At 41.9% G+C, this 15880-nt stretch carries 14 protein-coding genes; 10 read left to right on the top strand and 4 right to left on the bottom strand.

Annotation, left to right across the window (positions count from 1 at the left end; translation table 11 throughout):
* Positions 1-106 precede the first annotated feature (106 nt).
* The 5 genes from NH462_RS00510 (at position 107) to NH462_RS00490 (ending at position 4097) form a co-directional block, all read left to right on the top strand.
* On the top strand, positions 107-820 hold the full coding sequence (locus NH462_RS00510; protein ID WP_253103195.1) for a hypothetical protein: 714 nt from the start codon (positions 107-109) through the stop codon (positions 818-820).
* Positions 821-1063: 243 nt separating this feature from the next.
* Positions 1064-1960 carry a DUF4365 domain-containing protein gene (locus tag NH462_RS00505; RefSeq protein WP_253103193.1) on the top strand — a complete coding sequence of 299 codons (897 nt, stop codon included), beginning with the start codon at positions 1064-1066 and terminating at the stop codon, positions 1958-1960.
* A 427-nt stretch (positions 1961-2387) separates the two neighbouring features.
* Entirely contained in the window at positions 2388-2573 is a 186-nt protein-coding gene (locus tag NH462_RS00500; RefSeq protein ID WP_253103191.1) for a hypothetical protein, read from the top strand.
* 206 nt (positions 2574-2779) lie between these two features.
* Positions 2780-3151, top strand: a complete 372-nt coding sequence (locus tag NH462_RS00495) for a hypothetical protein (protein ID WP_253103189.1) — start codon at positions 2780-2782, stop codon at positions 3149-3151.
* 259 nt (positions 3152-3410) lie between these two features.
* A complete protein-coding gene (locus tag NH462_RS00490) occupies positions 3411-4097 on the top strand; it encodes a hypothetical protein (RefSeq protein WP_253103187.1) in 687 nt (228 codons plus the stop codon).
* Positions 4098-4250: 153 nt separating this feature from the next.
* On the opposite strand, the gene NH462_RS00485 is transcribed toward NH462_RS00490, so the two are convergent.
* On the bottom strand, positions 4251-4784 hold the full coding sequence (locus NH462_RS00485) for an XRE family transcriptional regulator (RefSeq protein ID WP_253103185.1): 534 nt from the start codon (positions 4782-4784) through the stop codon (positions 4251-4253).
* 82 nt (positions 4785-4866) lie between these two features.
* On the opposite strand from NH462_RS00485, the gene NH462_RS00480 reads away from it, so the two are divergent.
* Complete coding sequence (locus NH462_RS00480) at positions 4867-6342, top strand: serine hydrolase (RefSeq protein WP_253103183.1); 1476 nt, start codon at positions 4867-4869, stop codon at positions 6340-6342.
* Positions 6343-6486: 144 nt separating this feature from the next.
* On the opposite strand, the gene NH462_RS00475 is transcribed toward NH462_RS00480, so the two are convergent.
* A complete protein-coding gene (locus NH462_RS00475) occupies positions 6487-7110 on the bottom strand; it encodes a DsbA family protein (RefSeq protein ID WP_253103181.1) in 624 nt (207 codons plus the stop codon).
* On the bottom strand, positions 7104-7970 hold the full coding sequence (locus NH462_RS00470) for an MBL fold metallo-hydrolase (RefSeq protein ID WP_253103179.1): 867 nt from the start codon (positions 7968-7970) through the stop codon (positions 7104-7106). Before NH462_RS00470 ends, NH462_RS00475 begins: the two co-directional genes overlap by 7 nt.
* A gap of 105 nt (positions 7971-8075) precedes the next feature.
* On the opposite strand from NH462_RS00470, the gene NH462_RS00465 reads away from it, so the two are divergent.
* Together NH462_RS00465 and NH462_RS00460 are read left to right on the top strand one after the other, a co-directional pair.
* The gene (locus NH462_RS00465) at positions 8076-8963 is read left to right on the top strand and encodes a LysR family transcriptional regulator (protein ID WP_253103177.1); all 888 of its coding nucleotides are present in this window, start codon (positions 8076-8078) and stop codon (positions 8961-8963) included.
* A 174-nt stretch (positions 8964-9137) separates the two neighbouring features.
* Positions 9138-9683, top strand: coding sequence for a hypothetical protein (locus NH462_RS00460; RefSeq protein ID WP_253103175.1), 546 nt, complete (start codon positions 9138-9140; stop codon positions 9681-9683).
* A 304-nt stretch (positions 9684-9987) separates the two neighbouring features.
* Here NH462_RS00460 and NH462_RS00455 read toward each other — a convergent pair whose 3' ends face one another.
* Positions 9988-10146, bottom strand: a complete 159-nt coding sequence (locus tag NH462_RS00455; RefSeq protein ID WP_019647551.1) for a hypothetical protein — start codon at positions 10144-10146, stop codon at positions 9988-9990.
* 359 nt (positions 10147-10505) lie between these two features.
* Here NH462_RS00455 and NH462_RS00450 point away from each other — a divergent pair, with 359 nt between their 5' ends.
* Both NH462_RS00450 and NH462_RS22850 read left to right on the top strand, forming a co-directional pair.
* Positions 10506-11018 carry a GNAT family N-acetyltransferase gene (locus NH462_RS00450; protein ID WP_010377451.1) on the top strand — a complete coding sequence of 171 codons (513 nt, stop codon included), beginning with the start codon at positions 10506-10508 and terminating at the stop codon, positions 11016-11018.
* A gap of 349 nt (positions 11019-11367) precedes the next feature.
* Complete coding sequence (locus tag NH462_RS22850; protein WP_366033061.1) at positions 11368-15810, top strand: di-heme oxidoredictase family protein; 4443 nt, start codon at positions 11368-11370, stop codon at positions 15808-15810.
* Positions 15811-15880 lie beyond the last annotated feature (70 nt).

Genomic DNA, 15880 nt, shown 5'->3' with positions numbered 1-15880 from the left:
CTTAAACCACCCTAAATGAACACTTTTAAGCGGTATTGGTGGTGTTCAAGTAGGGTATACGCTATTTGAACTATGATTTGCAGTTGCTTTAGGAAACGCCACCATAATGGACTTGCAAAACCCCGACCTGATTTTAGTAAAACGCCTATCAGAACACTCATGCTCTTACTTTGCGGTTGAAAGCGTTGCGGGAACTGATGTGGTGTTGACGGACATTGAAAGCGGCGGGCGTTTTAATTTTGCGAAGCCAAGGCTTGAGCAACTGGTGTCAAACGGCCAGCTCAGAACCATCGCACGGCGTGAGCTACCAACCAAATTAACCTTTAAACCACTCAGTAACGTTAAAAAGCCAAAAGCTGAAACTGCCGAAGATGTTGCATCCAGAAAAGAAATGGAGCGATGCTATAAGTATGTGCAAGGCGCAATTGAGCAAAGTGTTCCAGCCTATACCGAGAAATGGTTAACCCCATTTATTGCCCAAAAGGCGGCGGCGATAAACGACAGCAGCCCACCGTCATGGCGCACGCTAGCCCATTGGAAAAAAACTTTTGTGGAAAGCGGCTGGGATAAAAACGCATTGATGCCAAGGCATAAAGCCAAAGGCAATCGAACCAAGCAACTACCTCAAGAAGTACATGACCTCATTGATGAAGTGATAAACGAATACCTGCGCATCCATACGGTAGTGAGGTATCAAAAGGTGTATGACCAGTTTCTAGAACAGCTTGATACGCTTAATGCAGAAAGACGTGAGGCTGATTTAGTTGAGCTAAAGCCATGTAGTTATAGATGGATAGTGAATAGGCTTCAAAATAGGTAGAAATGACCTGAAATAGCTAGAAGCAGGTTTTCACCTTGCCTAATTTTGGCTGTTTATTTACAAGTTTCTCGTATAGCCAGGAAAACGAGCGATTTGGTTCGTTTTCATCCCAAAGCTTTTTGTAGCAATAAGTTATCCGCTATGATAAAAATTCCTTAAGTAGAAACTCGTGGCGATTCACGACAAATAAACGCCCAAATCGCTCGTAGATCGAGATTGTTAGAACTACAGGAAATAAACTTAGTGCAATTGCCAAAAAGAGACCCTAAGCACGTAACTGAAACAAAATCTTTCAAGATTTTCTCAAGAAATATGCCCGATAACTGGATTATTAGGGAAGTATCGGAGAGGGATTACGGCATCGATTGCTATATAGAGTTAGTTGATAACAATGATCAGCTAACTGGCGAGCTGATTTCTATACAGCTAAAAGGAATAAGAACAATAAAATGGACAAAATCAGATCACTACACCTTCTCAGGGATAAAAATATCAACAACAAATTACTGGATGAAGTTTCCGACTCCGGTATTTATTTGCCTAGTTGATGTCGATTCCGAAGAAGTGTTTTTCACTCCCGTGAAATCGACTGTTAGAAAAAATTTCTATAGTTACATCAAGCAAGATGATTTCTCATACAAAGTACACAAAAAAGACAGTCTAAGCCAGCTATCTCTAGAGGCGTTTTTGATTTCATATTTCACAGAAAAATCATGGAAAAGTCTTGAGCTAAATATTAATTCATTCTTGTCTAATTGTCATAGATACAAAGAATTTATCGAAGAAAATATAGGTAGAGACTACTTCATGGGAGTGGACATCGGTAGGGTTATGTATTTGAAGGTTTTTTTCGAAAACATAAGGTTCTTATGCTTACACTTCCAAATTGAGTGGAAGTTAAAACCAATTAATGAATACTTCAAAGAAAGCCAGAAAGCGTTTGGAGATCATTATGATATTCATGAACACTACATTGAGCTGATAGTTAAGCAGCTGGAAGAATATCTATCATTACTGGCGCTAAAAATTAAAGACCATGTTTCTATTGATGAAGAAGAGTATTGGCACGCCAAAGATTCACAACTATTTAATTTAGTAATCAATATAGACAATGAGGGAAATATCCCTGAATTCATATGAGCACTAGTTCTAACAATACCAAGCACGGTGACGATTTTTCGTGTGGCTTCGCCTCCACTACAAAGCCGTCCGTGTTGGGGGCGTTGAAGATCCGTTTTTGGCACAAAGCACGTCAAAATGCCTAATACAGTTGCACTGTTATGTAAGTGACCCCTTTTTTTTGGGTACTAATTTTTTACTACCATATCTTATTGTTTTAATTGTATTTTGTATGTTTAGTACACTTTCCACTATAAATTTGTAAGTCACTACAAACTCCAATATGTGTTGTTTGAAGTGTAAGTCTTATTTATAGTACTCAAAAGTATACTAAAACATACTAATTCCTATCTTTTTAAAGTAAAAAACTAGATCTCAGTTCATTAGAACAATAGCATTTCTTATACTAATCTACTAAAACTCTTCAGCACTAATTGGTTTAGTTACCGTGTTAGTCAAAGTTCTTGCGCAAGTTAAAACGGATAATTCAGGCTTATTGATTGAAGTACCTGTGTTGCTTAGCGAATATGGTGTATTCGATCCCTTACTTGATTACGTTATAAGTCAGTCGCACATTAAAAGTTTGCCATGGATGAATCGCATTACGTTTGCTTGGCAGCTTTTGCTCGAGTAAATGGAAGCCAACACAGGGTTATTTTCAGACGCCAGTAAGTTGTTTCAATCATTTGTTATGTGTTTATCACTGGGTAAAAATATGGCAAATACCATCAGTACTTTTTGTAATGCGCTGTAATGTCCTTACTCATTTTTCGTTTCTATACTTTGTGCGCAGCTTGAGGGAAGGTCTTCAAGCACAAGTTCGAAAGAAGGAGTTTGTTTATGTCCAGTCCAGCGAATGTCACAATTAAGAATAGAACAAATCAATCAATTACTACGAAAGTCACTCGAGACTCTTGGGTTGAGGGTGATGGCAGTTCAATTGATGGTAAAGTCATCCCTCGAGGTGAACATGGCGTCTTTCAGGTGGTCGCCAAAACAGGCCATCATGGTGAGTTAGATATTGATTTTATTGGCGGAGACAGCGGTAACGTACTCGGTACTTTGGAAATATTGAGTATTAAAGATCCTCAGGAAGGCGTAAAGAGCCTTGCAGTAAATGCTAACCAAAGCGAAATAGATGTGTCAGCAATGGGATATAGAAGTTCGCCCAATGATGACGATTTACGAAGAATTAATTTCTTAATTGTCTAGCCGTTAATATTGAAAAGAGTAAGGCAGTTTTGTGTCACTAAAATCTGGTTTGTGTAGTGAAAATATCACAACTGACCTATACCTTAACTTCCTCATTAAAGTGGCATAGAGTTAACTTTCTCTATGCCAGCATGTCTTATACAGTATTTTAGTCTTTTAAAAGCGGTCGTAAATGTTGTTTTCTTTTCTCCTTGAGAAAATCAGCACAAATGTTAATGTTTTCTAAATTAGACATTTACCACTATCAAGGACTGAAACAGTGAAGATCAATTCACCACTAGTTAATTCGCAGGTCAATTTAGCCAGTAACTTAACCGCTAAAAATGAGGCTAAGGCGCATAACATCGAACCTCAAGCACCAGAGAAGGAGATGAACGCTGCGGCATTGTCAGCCGAAAATACGCCAGTATTAACTGAAGAAGAAATCCAAAAATTAAAACAAGAAACTTTTGAGATTAGCAAACAAAATTATAAAGTGATGGGAGAGACGCAAGAGGCGTTTGCAACCACCTTAAGCGAGTTTGAAAAATTTAAAAAAGAACAAAGTAGCTTAAATCCAGGAATTGATTTGAGTTCTTTAGATTTATCGCAAGAGGAAGATGGCACACTAAAACTTGTTGGTGGAAGTGTAGACGGTAAATTGCGTGAGGATCTTGAGTCTATAATTAACGAAAACAATAAGCTAAAAAGTGCCTATAAACAGGTACATGAAGGACTTGCACAAATTGTTCGATTCTCTGGTGCAGATCGGCAAGGCATAGAAGCAAAGGATCTTTATGGCAATATTAGGTTGAATGAGTTAAGTAAAAGCTTCGAAAACCAATTCCATGATACGGGCTTTGGTCAGGATTATCATACACTTGAGGACAAAGTGAATAGCCACCCAATGCTGTTTGCAATGAAAATGAACGAGGCAATATATCCTAGAATTAACATAAATGTGTAATTGAGTATCGATAGCTTGGGTAAGTCTCACATTTTGTATGACGCTCAAAAGTTGAAGATAGTGATGAACGGGCGCAACTACAATACTCCAGAGTCTAAAATATCAGAGACTGCTTGTGTAAAGCCAATCGGCAAAAATTCGTTAAAATGAAATTCACTTATAAACTATGACGTTAATAAACTTTGTAGCAGAATCTAAAGCTCTATAACCATGCTTTTGCGCAGCACTAAACTTGGTTTTCTGATCAGTTTTAAGGAGATGCCAAGCACCGTCATAAAAAACTTCAAGTTGACCTTCTAGAACATGAACAAGCTCTTCTGCAACATTATCATGCGGCTCTCTTAAGTGTTCATCATTTGGAATGAGAGAAATGACAAACACCTCGGTATTTTTGCTCCCGTTAGATGAATAAACAGGAGCAAATATAGAGCCTTCTTGGTTGATAGAGTTATTCGAATTCTGCGGGTCGCTCGGATCAAGTAACATTGTGTACTCTATGCCAATACCCTGCGCCAACTTCCACAATAATTCAACTGTTGGACTAGACTCAAACCTTTCAATTTGTCCTAACATCGCCTTGGAGATGCCGGTCATGTTGGCCAATTTATCTAGGCTTAGGCCTCTCTCTTTTCTGATGTCTTTTAATCTAACACCTAGGTTTTTGGAAATTTCCGATTTAACTTTCATTATGTTGTGCGTTATTGCGTACAGTGATATTGTGTACACTATAACGCACAATGCAGCACTTATCTATTCAGAAGGGAATTACATGCCTAGTAAAACTTTTGTTTGCTTCGTTTATTTACTTTGTTTCATCAGCTCTGTCAGTGTAGCGTCAGAATATACGCCTTTAGACAACTTTATCGTTAAAGCCAAGTCCGTGACTAAGTCGGTTTCAGGCACATCCGTTGTATTGATTAAGGGTGGTCAAATTACTCACGAAGTTCACGTTGGTATGGCGAATGTTGAAAAGCAGATCCCTGTCGATACAAATTCGGTTTACTACTTCGCTTCGACAACTAAAGCGATAATGGGGCTGGCGACATTACAGGCTGAAAAAGAAGGTTTGCTTTCTAAGGACTCTACCTTGAGGCAGCTATTTCCAAACGTTAAGTTTTCTTATATCAATCCTGACAACTACTCAGTCAGAGATTTATTGTCTCATCGCTCTGGGTTAACAAATGACGCGATGACATGGACTTTTTCTTACACCGGAAACCATGACAAAAAGCAACGGCTTCATTTTGTTTCCTCGCTAAAACAGCACCCAAAAATTAAAAAAGGTGAGTTTGGTTACACAAACCTTGGATACAATCTTTTAGCTATATGGTTTGATAAGAACTATGAAGGAGGATGGCCCAACGCGATTAAAGAGCTAGTGCTTTCACCAGCAGGAATGAAAAATTCAACAGCAGATGTTGACCAAGCGAGATTGCAAAATTGGCCTATTCCAAGCCCATATTCATATAAATTTCGAAGTGGTCAATCTGAGATTTATATGAATAAAAACAATGCGACTTTGTACTCAGTGGGTATCTTTGCCAGACCAAATGATTGGGGTAAGTTGATAACCCACTTGTTACCAATAAATGCAGAGCGCTCAGCGTTTCCCAAGTCGGTTGTAAGAGCGTCTCAACAACTACTAGTCAGTGATATCGATAGCTATTTTTCCGGCTATGGATGGGGGTGGATGCACTCAAAAGTCGCTGGTGAAAGTGTGTTAATGCACACAGGGGGATTTGATGGCGCTTCTGTTCAAGTATCTTACGCTCCCGAAAAAAACCTTGGTGTCGTTGTTGTTCATAACGAAAGTGGACTCATTGCAAATGAGTTAAATGGCAGAATAACTGAAATCGCTTATAAAATGTTAACTAATCAAGATGTGAGTAAGCTTATTGAATTCCATCAAGAGGAGATGACTGATCTTGCTGTTTATGTTGAAAAAGCAAAGGCAGCAATTGCCGCAAAAAGAGAAGACTTGTCAAAACGCCGGAGCATATCACCTTCGCTTAAATTATCACTTGAAGGTGTATACGAAAACACGGATGTTGGACAGTTGACTATTAAACAGAGAGACGGCGATTTACATCTTGCTTGGGGGGATTTACAGAGCAAGGTTTACAGTGGACAAGCAGATAATGAATTTATAGTAGAACTTAGACCGGGTAAGTTCTACGAACTAACCGCTGATAAAAGCATGTCCATTATCGAATTAAAGGATTGGCAATTCCAAAAAGTTAGGTAATTCAGAGGCAAAGTTAGTTGGAATCTAGATGCAAATTGGTGTGACAACGTCAAAGTTGTGTAGCGGATATGCCGGCAGCCCCTTTTGGGGCTCGCATTAGAGTAACCAGTAGCTCCAATTTCAACCCCAAGGCTTGTCATAGAACTAGTGTATATAGTCATCAATTAGCTTGCGCCAAGCATCGGGCTTACCGTAATAGGCAGTATGCGGAAGCTTTACGAACGTTTCATGCTTTTCAAGGATAAGGGTTGGGTAGCCAGTAACCTGAAGCTTTTGCATTAATAGACGGCTTTGCGCGATTTCTGTTTGCTCAGTACCTTGATTTGCCAGCATAGCTCGTTGCCAGTGGTTTTTATCTAGCCCAAGCTCTACCGCGAGTCCTTCTATGACTTCAGCTCGGTTAACCTGTTTGCCCGCTACATAGTGGGCATGCTGAATAGTTTTAAGCATGTTAAGTGGCGCTATGCCTAATTGCTCAGCGGTTATGATGGCACGAGCGGTGATGTATGAGTCAAGGATCATCGACTCGTTACTTTTCACTCTTTGGATGTAACCTTTGCCAAACTGCGCGCCTGTTATGCTGGCTATACGCGCATCACTTGTGAGAATGTGATTGCGGAACGCTTTCTCTATAGATTGATTGGCAATCATACCTCCAGGATGCAGTTCAAGCTTGAAGTCACTGTTGGCTGCAATCGCATCCAACAGTGAAGTCGCACCGTAACACCAGCCACACATGGGGTCGAAGAAGTAGTGCACTTTTACCATTTCATCTCTCCCATATGTACCTTAGCACCAATACCCAACGCCATCGGTAATCCTGCATCAGGGTAGCGTGCAGACATACTATCAATCAGTTCAGCGCTATTTTTGCTGCTGCTTTTTGCCTGACTGAAGTCGCTTAAATACTGCTGCGAGTAGCTTATGGTACTTGCATCAAGTTTGGTGCCTGCTTTCATGTGGCCAGGTATTACAATCTCTGGTTTCAGTGCTTTTAACTCTTTTAATTGGCGGCTCCACGCTTGTTGACTGTGTTGGGATTGCGCATCGGCCATCCATAAGTGCACATTACCGTAGACTGCAACATTGCCCAGAACCGCTTTACTTGACGGGATCCATAAGTAGGGGCGGTGTGCCAGCTCAGATTGTGTACCGTGGATCTCTATTTTGTGCCCATCGACAAAGAGTGTACTTCCCTCTACAACTGTTGGGATGTATGGCTTAACAGGTGCATTTTCCCCCATTTTTGGTGTCCAGAATGCTAATTTACCCGCGAGCTTTTCTTCAATCACTGCTTTTACGGCCGCTGTGGTTAGGATCTTAGCTTCTGGGAACAAAGCGTGTAGTACTTCCGCGCCAAAATAATAGTCCGGATCAGCTTGGCTGATAAAAATCGTTTTTAGGGTTTTGCCGCTGTCGAGTACTTTGGCAGCTATGCGTAGTGCATCCGCTTTGGTAAAACCCGTATCTACGACCATTGCTTCACTCTCTCCAATCACCAGTGTTGAGTTAACGTGGAAGCTGTTTTTGTCAGCGTTATAAACATCCAGTGTAAGTGGGGCGGTGTTTGCTGCCATCGCATTGCTTGCGAATAAAATCGATGCTGCTATCAACGTTAGGTGTTTCATATCTTTTGCCTCAATAGGTTTAGTACGGAGCAGATGATATGAAATTGATAGGCTCAGAAAAACATGCCAAACTAAACATCATTGTTTCATAAATCGAGCAAATTAATGGATAAACTCATCGCTGCTAAGGTCTTTGCCGACGTTGCAATCACAGGTAGCTTTACCGCGACGGCTGACAGGCTAGATATGTCTCGCCCTATGGTAACTCGGTACATTGAAGCGATGGAAAGCTGGCTAAACATTCGTTTATTACATCGCACCACGAGAAAAGTGTCTTTAACGACAGCAGGGGAGTCCTGCTTGGAAGAAGTAAGACAGTGGCTGAGGCAAGCTGACACCATAACCGGCTTGGCGAATACCAGCGGAAAACTGTCTGGTACGGTTCGACTAGCAACCAGTATGTCTTTTGGCTTTTCTCAACTAGTGCCCGCTATTCAACAGTTTATGTCAGCACATCCTGACGTAAATATTGACATTGATTTGCAAGATTCTGTGGCCGATCTCACTGAAAGTCAGATAGATCTGGCTATTCGTATTGCCTCTGCACCGGACCCTTCTTTGATTGGTAAATCAATTGCAGTATGTAGCTCAGTTATCGTGGCGTCGCCGCAATACCTTGCGAATGCAAGTGAAATCAAAAAGCCAGATGATCTAGCTGAGCACTCGTGCCTTGGGTATAAGAATTTTCAGCAGCATATTTGGCATTTGCGCAAAGGTAACTCACAACAGTCGGTAGCCGTAAACTGCCGTTTAACTGCGAACGAAGCAACGGCTTTATTGCACGCAGCGTTAAATGGCGCTGGTCTGGCAATTCAACCCACTTATTTGGTTAACCGCTACATCAAATCTGGCGAGCTTAAGCCGGTACTACCTGATTGGAAGCCAAACGATATGAATATATACGTGCTCTATTCTTCGAGAAAGTATATGTCTCCAACCGTGAGGGCATTGATAGACTATTTGTCTCACTATTTTGCCAGCACGCCATGGTGAAGTGTTGTACGGAATTACCACGGGCTTCTATATGGCAATTAACGTTGAAATAAGCACTCTCTCAAATTTGATAACGCGCTACACTGAAAACAGCGATTTGTTTCGTTTATGTGCTCTGCCATTACTCTGCTAAGATAAATTAACATTACACGGTGTTAATTGTGAGGTTTAGGAATGAGCCGAGGAAGAATTTTAGAAATATTAAACCAGCCTTTTGTACTTTGGTTTTTGTCCTCTGTAGTGATCGGTTTTGTATCTTGGCAATATGCTGAGATTCAGAAAAGTTCCGCTGAAGAAAAGGTTCAAAAGCAGACCCTGCGAAAAGCAAATCTTGAACTAAATCTACTTCTTCAAGATATTAAATTTGGTGCTGAACAAGGTGAAAATATTAACATTAGTCATTTAAGTGGAATATTACTTAAGATGCAGTACAACGCAGTTCATCCCGGTAATCAATTATATTTTCCTTCTCTGCAAAATGTGATGTTAGAGATTGATTCGAGATCAGGAACTGATGGACTGGAGAAATTCCAAGTCAGAGTGTTTGACCACCTTAAGATAATATCGAATTCAATAAATAGGATAGTGACCCCATACTTACCGCCAAACCGACCTATTTGGTTTTCTCTCACAGATCAAGAAAAGAGTAATCTACAAAGCCTATCCTTACTCACCGAAGAAGTTGGTGTGTATTATAAAAAGGCAGCGACCACTAAGTAGCCTGAAAATGAAGAGCTTGGGACGGATGAATGAACTTAGAATATTTACTGGCTCCCCATTAGTTCAGAAAATTAAAAATCCAAGTTAAACATAACTATTATTCTGGTTATTCTCACGAGTTCAGCTTTGATGACTGTGTTCGCTATCAGTGCTCCTTGGGCATTAAAGGCCTTTATAGTTATTCGAAGCAGGAAATATGCGAATAACAATAGCTAATATTTCGATCCATAACTCTCAGTTATCGCTATTTCTCAATTACTTTTTACTTAAAACTAAGCCCAGCTAGTTGCTGGGCTTGGCATACTTAGCAGATGTAAACTGTTGGGCAAAATTCAGGGGTGGTATAGCATGCGCCGTAGTCTTTACTGTAAGCGCCGGTTCCGCCTGCTATTTCTTTCGTTTGTTTAGCATCTAGCGCTTTGTTTGCGTTAAGGTTTTTTAATTTTACTTTTTTCAGTTTCATGTTGTATCCAGTTATTTTGTTATCTTTGATTATTCGGTAATGTAGATAAATACCTATTTCTAAGTACTTATCTGTTAAATAATGTGTTTAATTTTTCAACACATTTCAAGCAGGGATGGCAAATAACTTCAGTAGATCTTTTAGTTGTTTGTTTTTTAAGTTGTTTATTATATTGAATTTTTATCAAGTAAATAAAAATGACAGCGCTAGACTTTTGTGCATGTCAATCTTGTTGATTGTGCAACCTATATTCAATCAATTGTTGCAGCAAATAGCTGTATACGCCTTACACATTAAAAGAAGCAATGCTAGTATCCTAATTAGGATAACAATCGAGTTGATAAAAAGTAGGGGAGCTAATGGCACTATCATTTCAGACCTTAAGGTTGCATATTATTGAGGCTAACGACGATTTTCCGGCACTCGAGCGTGAAAGGCTGATAGAGCAAATTCCCCATATCCTGAGTTCTAATGTGGTTGAAAACCTTCCCCCTTATTTTCATGGTATTGATTCAGAAAAACAGGCCGAAAACTGGTTTCAGCGTATGTGTTCAGAGAGCCGCTTACTGCAAGTTAAGCTTGGGCAGCATGAGACAATAGGCTTTTTGTTTGTTTATGTTGACAACGAAAGTGATGCGCATATCGGTTACTTATTGGCTGAAAAACACTGGGGCAAAGGTTACGCCAGTGAATTGCTGCAAGGGTTTATCCAGGCAGTTATCAGTGTAGAGTCTTGGAGTACCCTAATTGCGGGAGTGGAGCAATCCAACCATGCGTCCATTCAGTTGCTCAAAAAGCTGGGGTTTTCCCAGCAATTGCATGATGAAAACAGTCCACTTTTCTTTGAATATGAGATCCATCGCGTCTGTTAACCTCTGCGGTATGTCTTTTATTTCCCTGAGTGTGCTTTGGTCATAGCGCTCGGCTTGTCGTTAGTCCATCGATTGATAAAAGTAAAAAATATAACAATTGTTGTTATTTTCTTGTTAATGTAAGCGCTTACATGTTAGGTTTAACATTCAACATACGATTACACCGCGCTGAAAGGTGTGTAGTAAAGCTCGTGTGTTTGAAAAGCGCTATATTTTTCAATTGTTCGGGGTTGTTATGGATTGAAATGTAAGCGCTTTCATTTCTGCGGTTTATGAAGTGATTAAAAGGATCCGTGTTTTAGTGGTTGATCGCTAAAGCAGTTTTATACATTACATTTGGAGACATAAAGTGAAAACGAGTAGCAAGTTAATCGCTAAGCTCGCAAACATTAGCGTTATCAGTCTGATTGTTTGTGCGTCTTCGCAAAGTAACGCGGCTGTGGGGAATTTACTTTGGGAAGATAATTTTAATAATTTAGATACCAACACATGGAACATAGATGTCGGTGACGGTTGTGACCAAGGGATATGTGGTTGGGGTAATCAAGAATTACAATGGTACAGTGAAAATAATGTCTATATTAGCGACATTGTAGGCGAGGCAGGAAACAAAGGCCTTGTTCTTGAAGCAAAAAATCAGGCGATAGGGGGCAAGGCATTTACCTCAGGTAAGATCCAGAGTAAGAATAAGCTTGCAGTGCAATATGGCATGATAGAGATCAGAATGAAGGTATCTGATGTCGACACGGGGCTTTGGCCTGCACTTTGGATGCTAGGAACGAGTACAGCTAGCTGGCCGGCAAAAGGCGAAATCGACATCATGGAGATGGGCCAATCTCAAGCCGCTCGCAATGATGCAGGCTTTCCCGGTGCGCCAAGCAATAACTATACAGGCTCAAACTTAATTTTTTATGCAGATGCCGCCTGTAATGAAGGTAATCCAACCTGTGCAGCAAGTGTGGCATACAAAACCGATAATGCACATTTGTCCTCAACTCCCTTAACCAACCGCTTTGTTATCTATCGTACTTATTGGACCGAAGAGGCGATCCGTTTCACAGTTGAGGATAATGGGGTCGAATATGATATGTTCGATAGCCCGTTTGCCATTAGTGAAGAGTCAAACGAATTCAACGCGCCATTTTATCTATTGATGAATTTAGCTGTCGGCGGGTTATTTACGGACGCGCTTAGCAATGAACAGGTGAACGCGCCACTTCCTGGGAAAATGGTGGTGGATTATGTGCGTATTTATGAGCTAGATGGTCAAGGTGAAGTGTTCAGCGGCAATGTCACTAAGCCCGAAGTTGGCACCTTTGGTGTTTTTAGTGAGGGGTCAAGCGATAATCAGTTAGTGCCGGGAAGCAACGCGGATATTTATGTGTGGAACCAAAACTCACTCACTCAGGGTAATACCCCTGCCTATGAAGGCAATGAGGTGATTGCATGGCAGTATTCGCCATCGCAGTGGTTTGGAGCCGGTATTCAAAGCCGCCAAGCGCGAGATATGAGCAACTTTAGGGATGGTTACTTAAATTTTAAGATTAAAATTCCTGCGGATGTGAGTTTTAGAATTGGCATTGCTGACACTTATACAAATGAGAGCTGGATCACATTCCCCGCGAACACCAATCAGTATGGCCTTGTTCGTGATGGTCAATGGGGTGAAGTACGTATTCCAATCACTGAGTTAGCGGGTAGCTTAGTGGCATTACAATCAATTAAAAATCACTTCAATATTGTCTCTGTCGCTGGGCAAGAACCTAACTATTCTTTTCAAATGGCAATTGACGATATTACCTGGACAGGGGGCGGTAGCGCGCCTGTTGATAGCGATCAAGATGGTGTTGAGGATAGCGTCGACCAGTGTCCAAATACTCAGCCAAATGAAGAAGTTGATGCGAATGGCTGCCCACTGAGTAATTTACCCGATGGATTGGAGCAGGTCTCTCTGGATACCTTAACTTTCTATGTTAACACTACCGGCTGGGCGGATGTTCATTATCGAGTCAACGGCGGTGTGCAGCAAAATGTCCGCATGCAAGTGATTAATGGTCGCAATGAGCTCACAATATCTGGGCTAGAAGTGGGGGATGTGGTTAGTTTTTGGTTCACTTACCTACAGGAGGACGGAACTGTCGTAGATACCGCAGAGCAGGCCTATATACTTTCAGAATCCTCAGCTGGTAATGATAGCGATGGTGATGGCGTGAATGATGGTATCGATCAGTGTCCAGATACGCCTGTGGGGGATGTGGTAAACACCGATGGATGTAGCATTTTAATCACTGAACAACTTCGTATCGAAGCGGAAGACTACAGCAACTATTTTGATAACGATGCAGGAAATACAGGTGGCGAATATCGCAATGATGATGTTGATATTGAGCTGACCAGCGACAACGGCGGTGGTTACAACGTGGGTTGGACGTCGGCGGGAGAGTGGCTTGAATATCAGGCTAATTTAGGCGCGGGAAGCTATAACTTGACCGCGCGCGTTGCCTCCCAAGTTGGTAACGGAGCGTATAACGTTCTTGTGAATGGTAATCTAGTTGCCAGTACCGTTGTGCCTGCTACGGGTGGCTGGCAAACCTTTATTAGTCAAAATATTGCGTCGATTACGTTAAATGAGGGCGTACATACCGTTCGTGTTGAAATGGCGGGTGGCGAGTTAAATCTAAACTGGCTTGAGTTCAATATCGCTGGTTCATCTAATAATGATAGCGATAACGATGGTGTGCCAGATAATCTAGACCAATGTCCCAATACACCAACGGGGCGCCAAGTCGATAGCCAAGGTTGTGAGATCAGCTTTGGCACTATTGTGCCACTTTATGATTCAACAACACCTTTAGAGCAAGCAGTGAGTTATGACCGTGGAGATGCGCTAATTACGCGTTTTGCTGATCGCGGTCGAGACCGCCATGCAAAAGAAGACCAGTTTCAAATCTATGACCATTATTTATCGCATTACTGGACGCATCGTACCGCGCAATTTGAAATCGCTGATTTTGTTGCAAAAGGCGGCTCACGTATTGAAGTGACCTTTATTACAGAATGGAAACTCGGTGCGCGCGAATTTCGTGCTTGGTATCGTGGATTAGGCACAGTTGCTGAGTACCACGGTAATTACTTTGGTGGCGGTGCGGTCGTTGAGCTTGATAATGGCAGTTATGATACGAACTTTAATAAGATAAGTGATTCAGGTGATCAATATCGTTACAGAGTGATCATTGATGACTACAGACCGCTAAATTGGGACCCTGCGGCAGGCTTTTTGCCTCTTGAAGTTGGTCAGCGCATGGAGTTTGAAGTTAGCCAATTTCTTGATGCGCCACCAGAAGGACGAGAAAATTATTATGGTACAACGTATTTATACATGGTAGGTGAAGGGCTTGTCCCATGGAAAACCGTTGGCGACTTTGCTGATCCATCATCACAACGCGAAGATTCTTACCCGATTGCAGAAGCGGGGTGGTTAGGAGGCAAAACCACATTGCCATACAATTACACTAATGAGCCTGATAATCACTTTATGCAAATGGCGACCAATTTATCGAGCCAAAATGGACAAGCATTTGTTCAGGGGCGACGTGTTCACCACAGTAGTTTTGTTAATGGTGAGCACGATGAACGCAACGGAGAAAATGGCGTGTTTAGTGCGGTGGTTGGAAAGTCAGGGCCACACTATATCAACGACAGTTGCGCAGCTTGCCATGTTCGCAATGGTCGTGCGGCTCCACCAGCTATTGGCGGCTCATTGGCAAAATGGGTGTTTAAAGTGGCCGATATTAATGGCAACACCCATCCCTTATTGGGGAATGTGTTGCAGCCTAAAAACACAGGCATAGATACTGAGACACAAGGCGAGGGAGATGTAACGATTGCCTCGTGGACTGAAAATAATGGTTTGCGTTCGCCCAATTACCAATTTAGTAAAACCACTCCAGCACGTTATTCAGCGCGTATCGCGCCTCAGCTGGTGGGCTTGGGCTTACTTGAAGCGATACCAGAGAGTGCGGTGTTAGCCTTGGCGGATGAAAACGACAGTAACGGCGACGGCATCTCGGGCAAAGCGCAGCGCGTGAACGACCCTATTACTGGTCAAACACGGTTAGGACGCTTTGGCTACAAAGCTGCGGCGGCATCAATTAAACACCAAGTCGCTAGTGCATTTAATACGGATATGGGAGTAACCAACTCGGTATTTCCAAATCCTGACTGTGGGACATCACAATCAAGCTGCGGAGCTGGCGGTGTAGAAGTGTCTGATCAACATCTTACTGAGTTAAGCAAATATATCGCTTTATTGGGTGTGAGAGCGCAGCGTGGGCTTGACGACCCTGAGGTACAATTAGGAAAGGCACGCTTTACTTCAATTGGCTGTGAAGGTTGCCATACAGCAACATTTGAAACCAGTGAGTATCATCCATTTGCGGAGTTACGTGCGCAAACGATCCATCCGTATACCGATTTATTACTACATGATATGGGCCCAGGCCTTGCGGATAACTTAGGTGAAAGCATCGCGAGCGGTGCTGAGTGGCGAACAGCGCCATTATGGGGGATTGGATTGTCTGCTTGTGTGACAGGTGGTGTTGATAATGTGTTAGGTGGGCAAGGCAATGAGTTTTGTACCGCTGAGCCAAGCTATCTGCACGATGGTCGTGCGCGAACGATTGAAGAAGCTATTTTATGGCATGATGGTGAAGCGCAAGCAGCGAGGGTGGCTTACGAAAGTTTGTCAGCAAATGATAAATCAGCCGTGTTGGCATTTTTAAACTCATTGTAAGTTTGTGCATCAAAGATCACGAAAGTTATGAGCTTTGATGCACTTGAAGTTGTTATTACAGTGCTTAGTC

Source organism: Pseudoalteromonas sp. OANN1 (genome assembly GCF_024124685.1).
Lineage (GTDB): Bacteria > Pseudomonadota > Gammaproteobacteria > Enterobacterales > Alteromonadaceae > Pseudoalteromonas > Pseudoalteromonas piscicida.
This window is presented reverse-complemented; position numbering and strand designations above follow the sequence as displayed.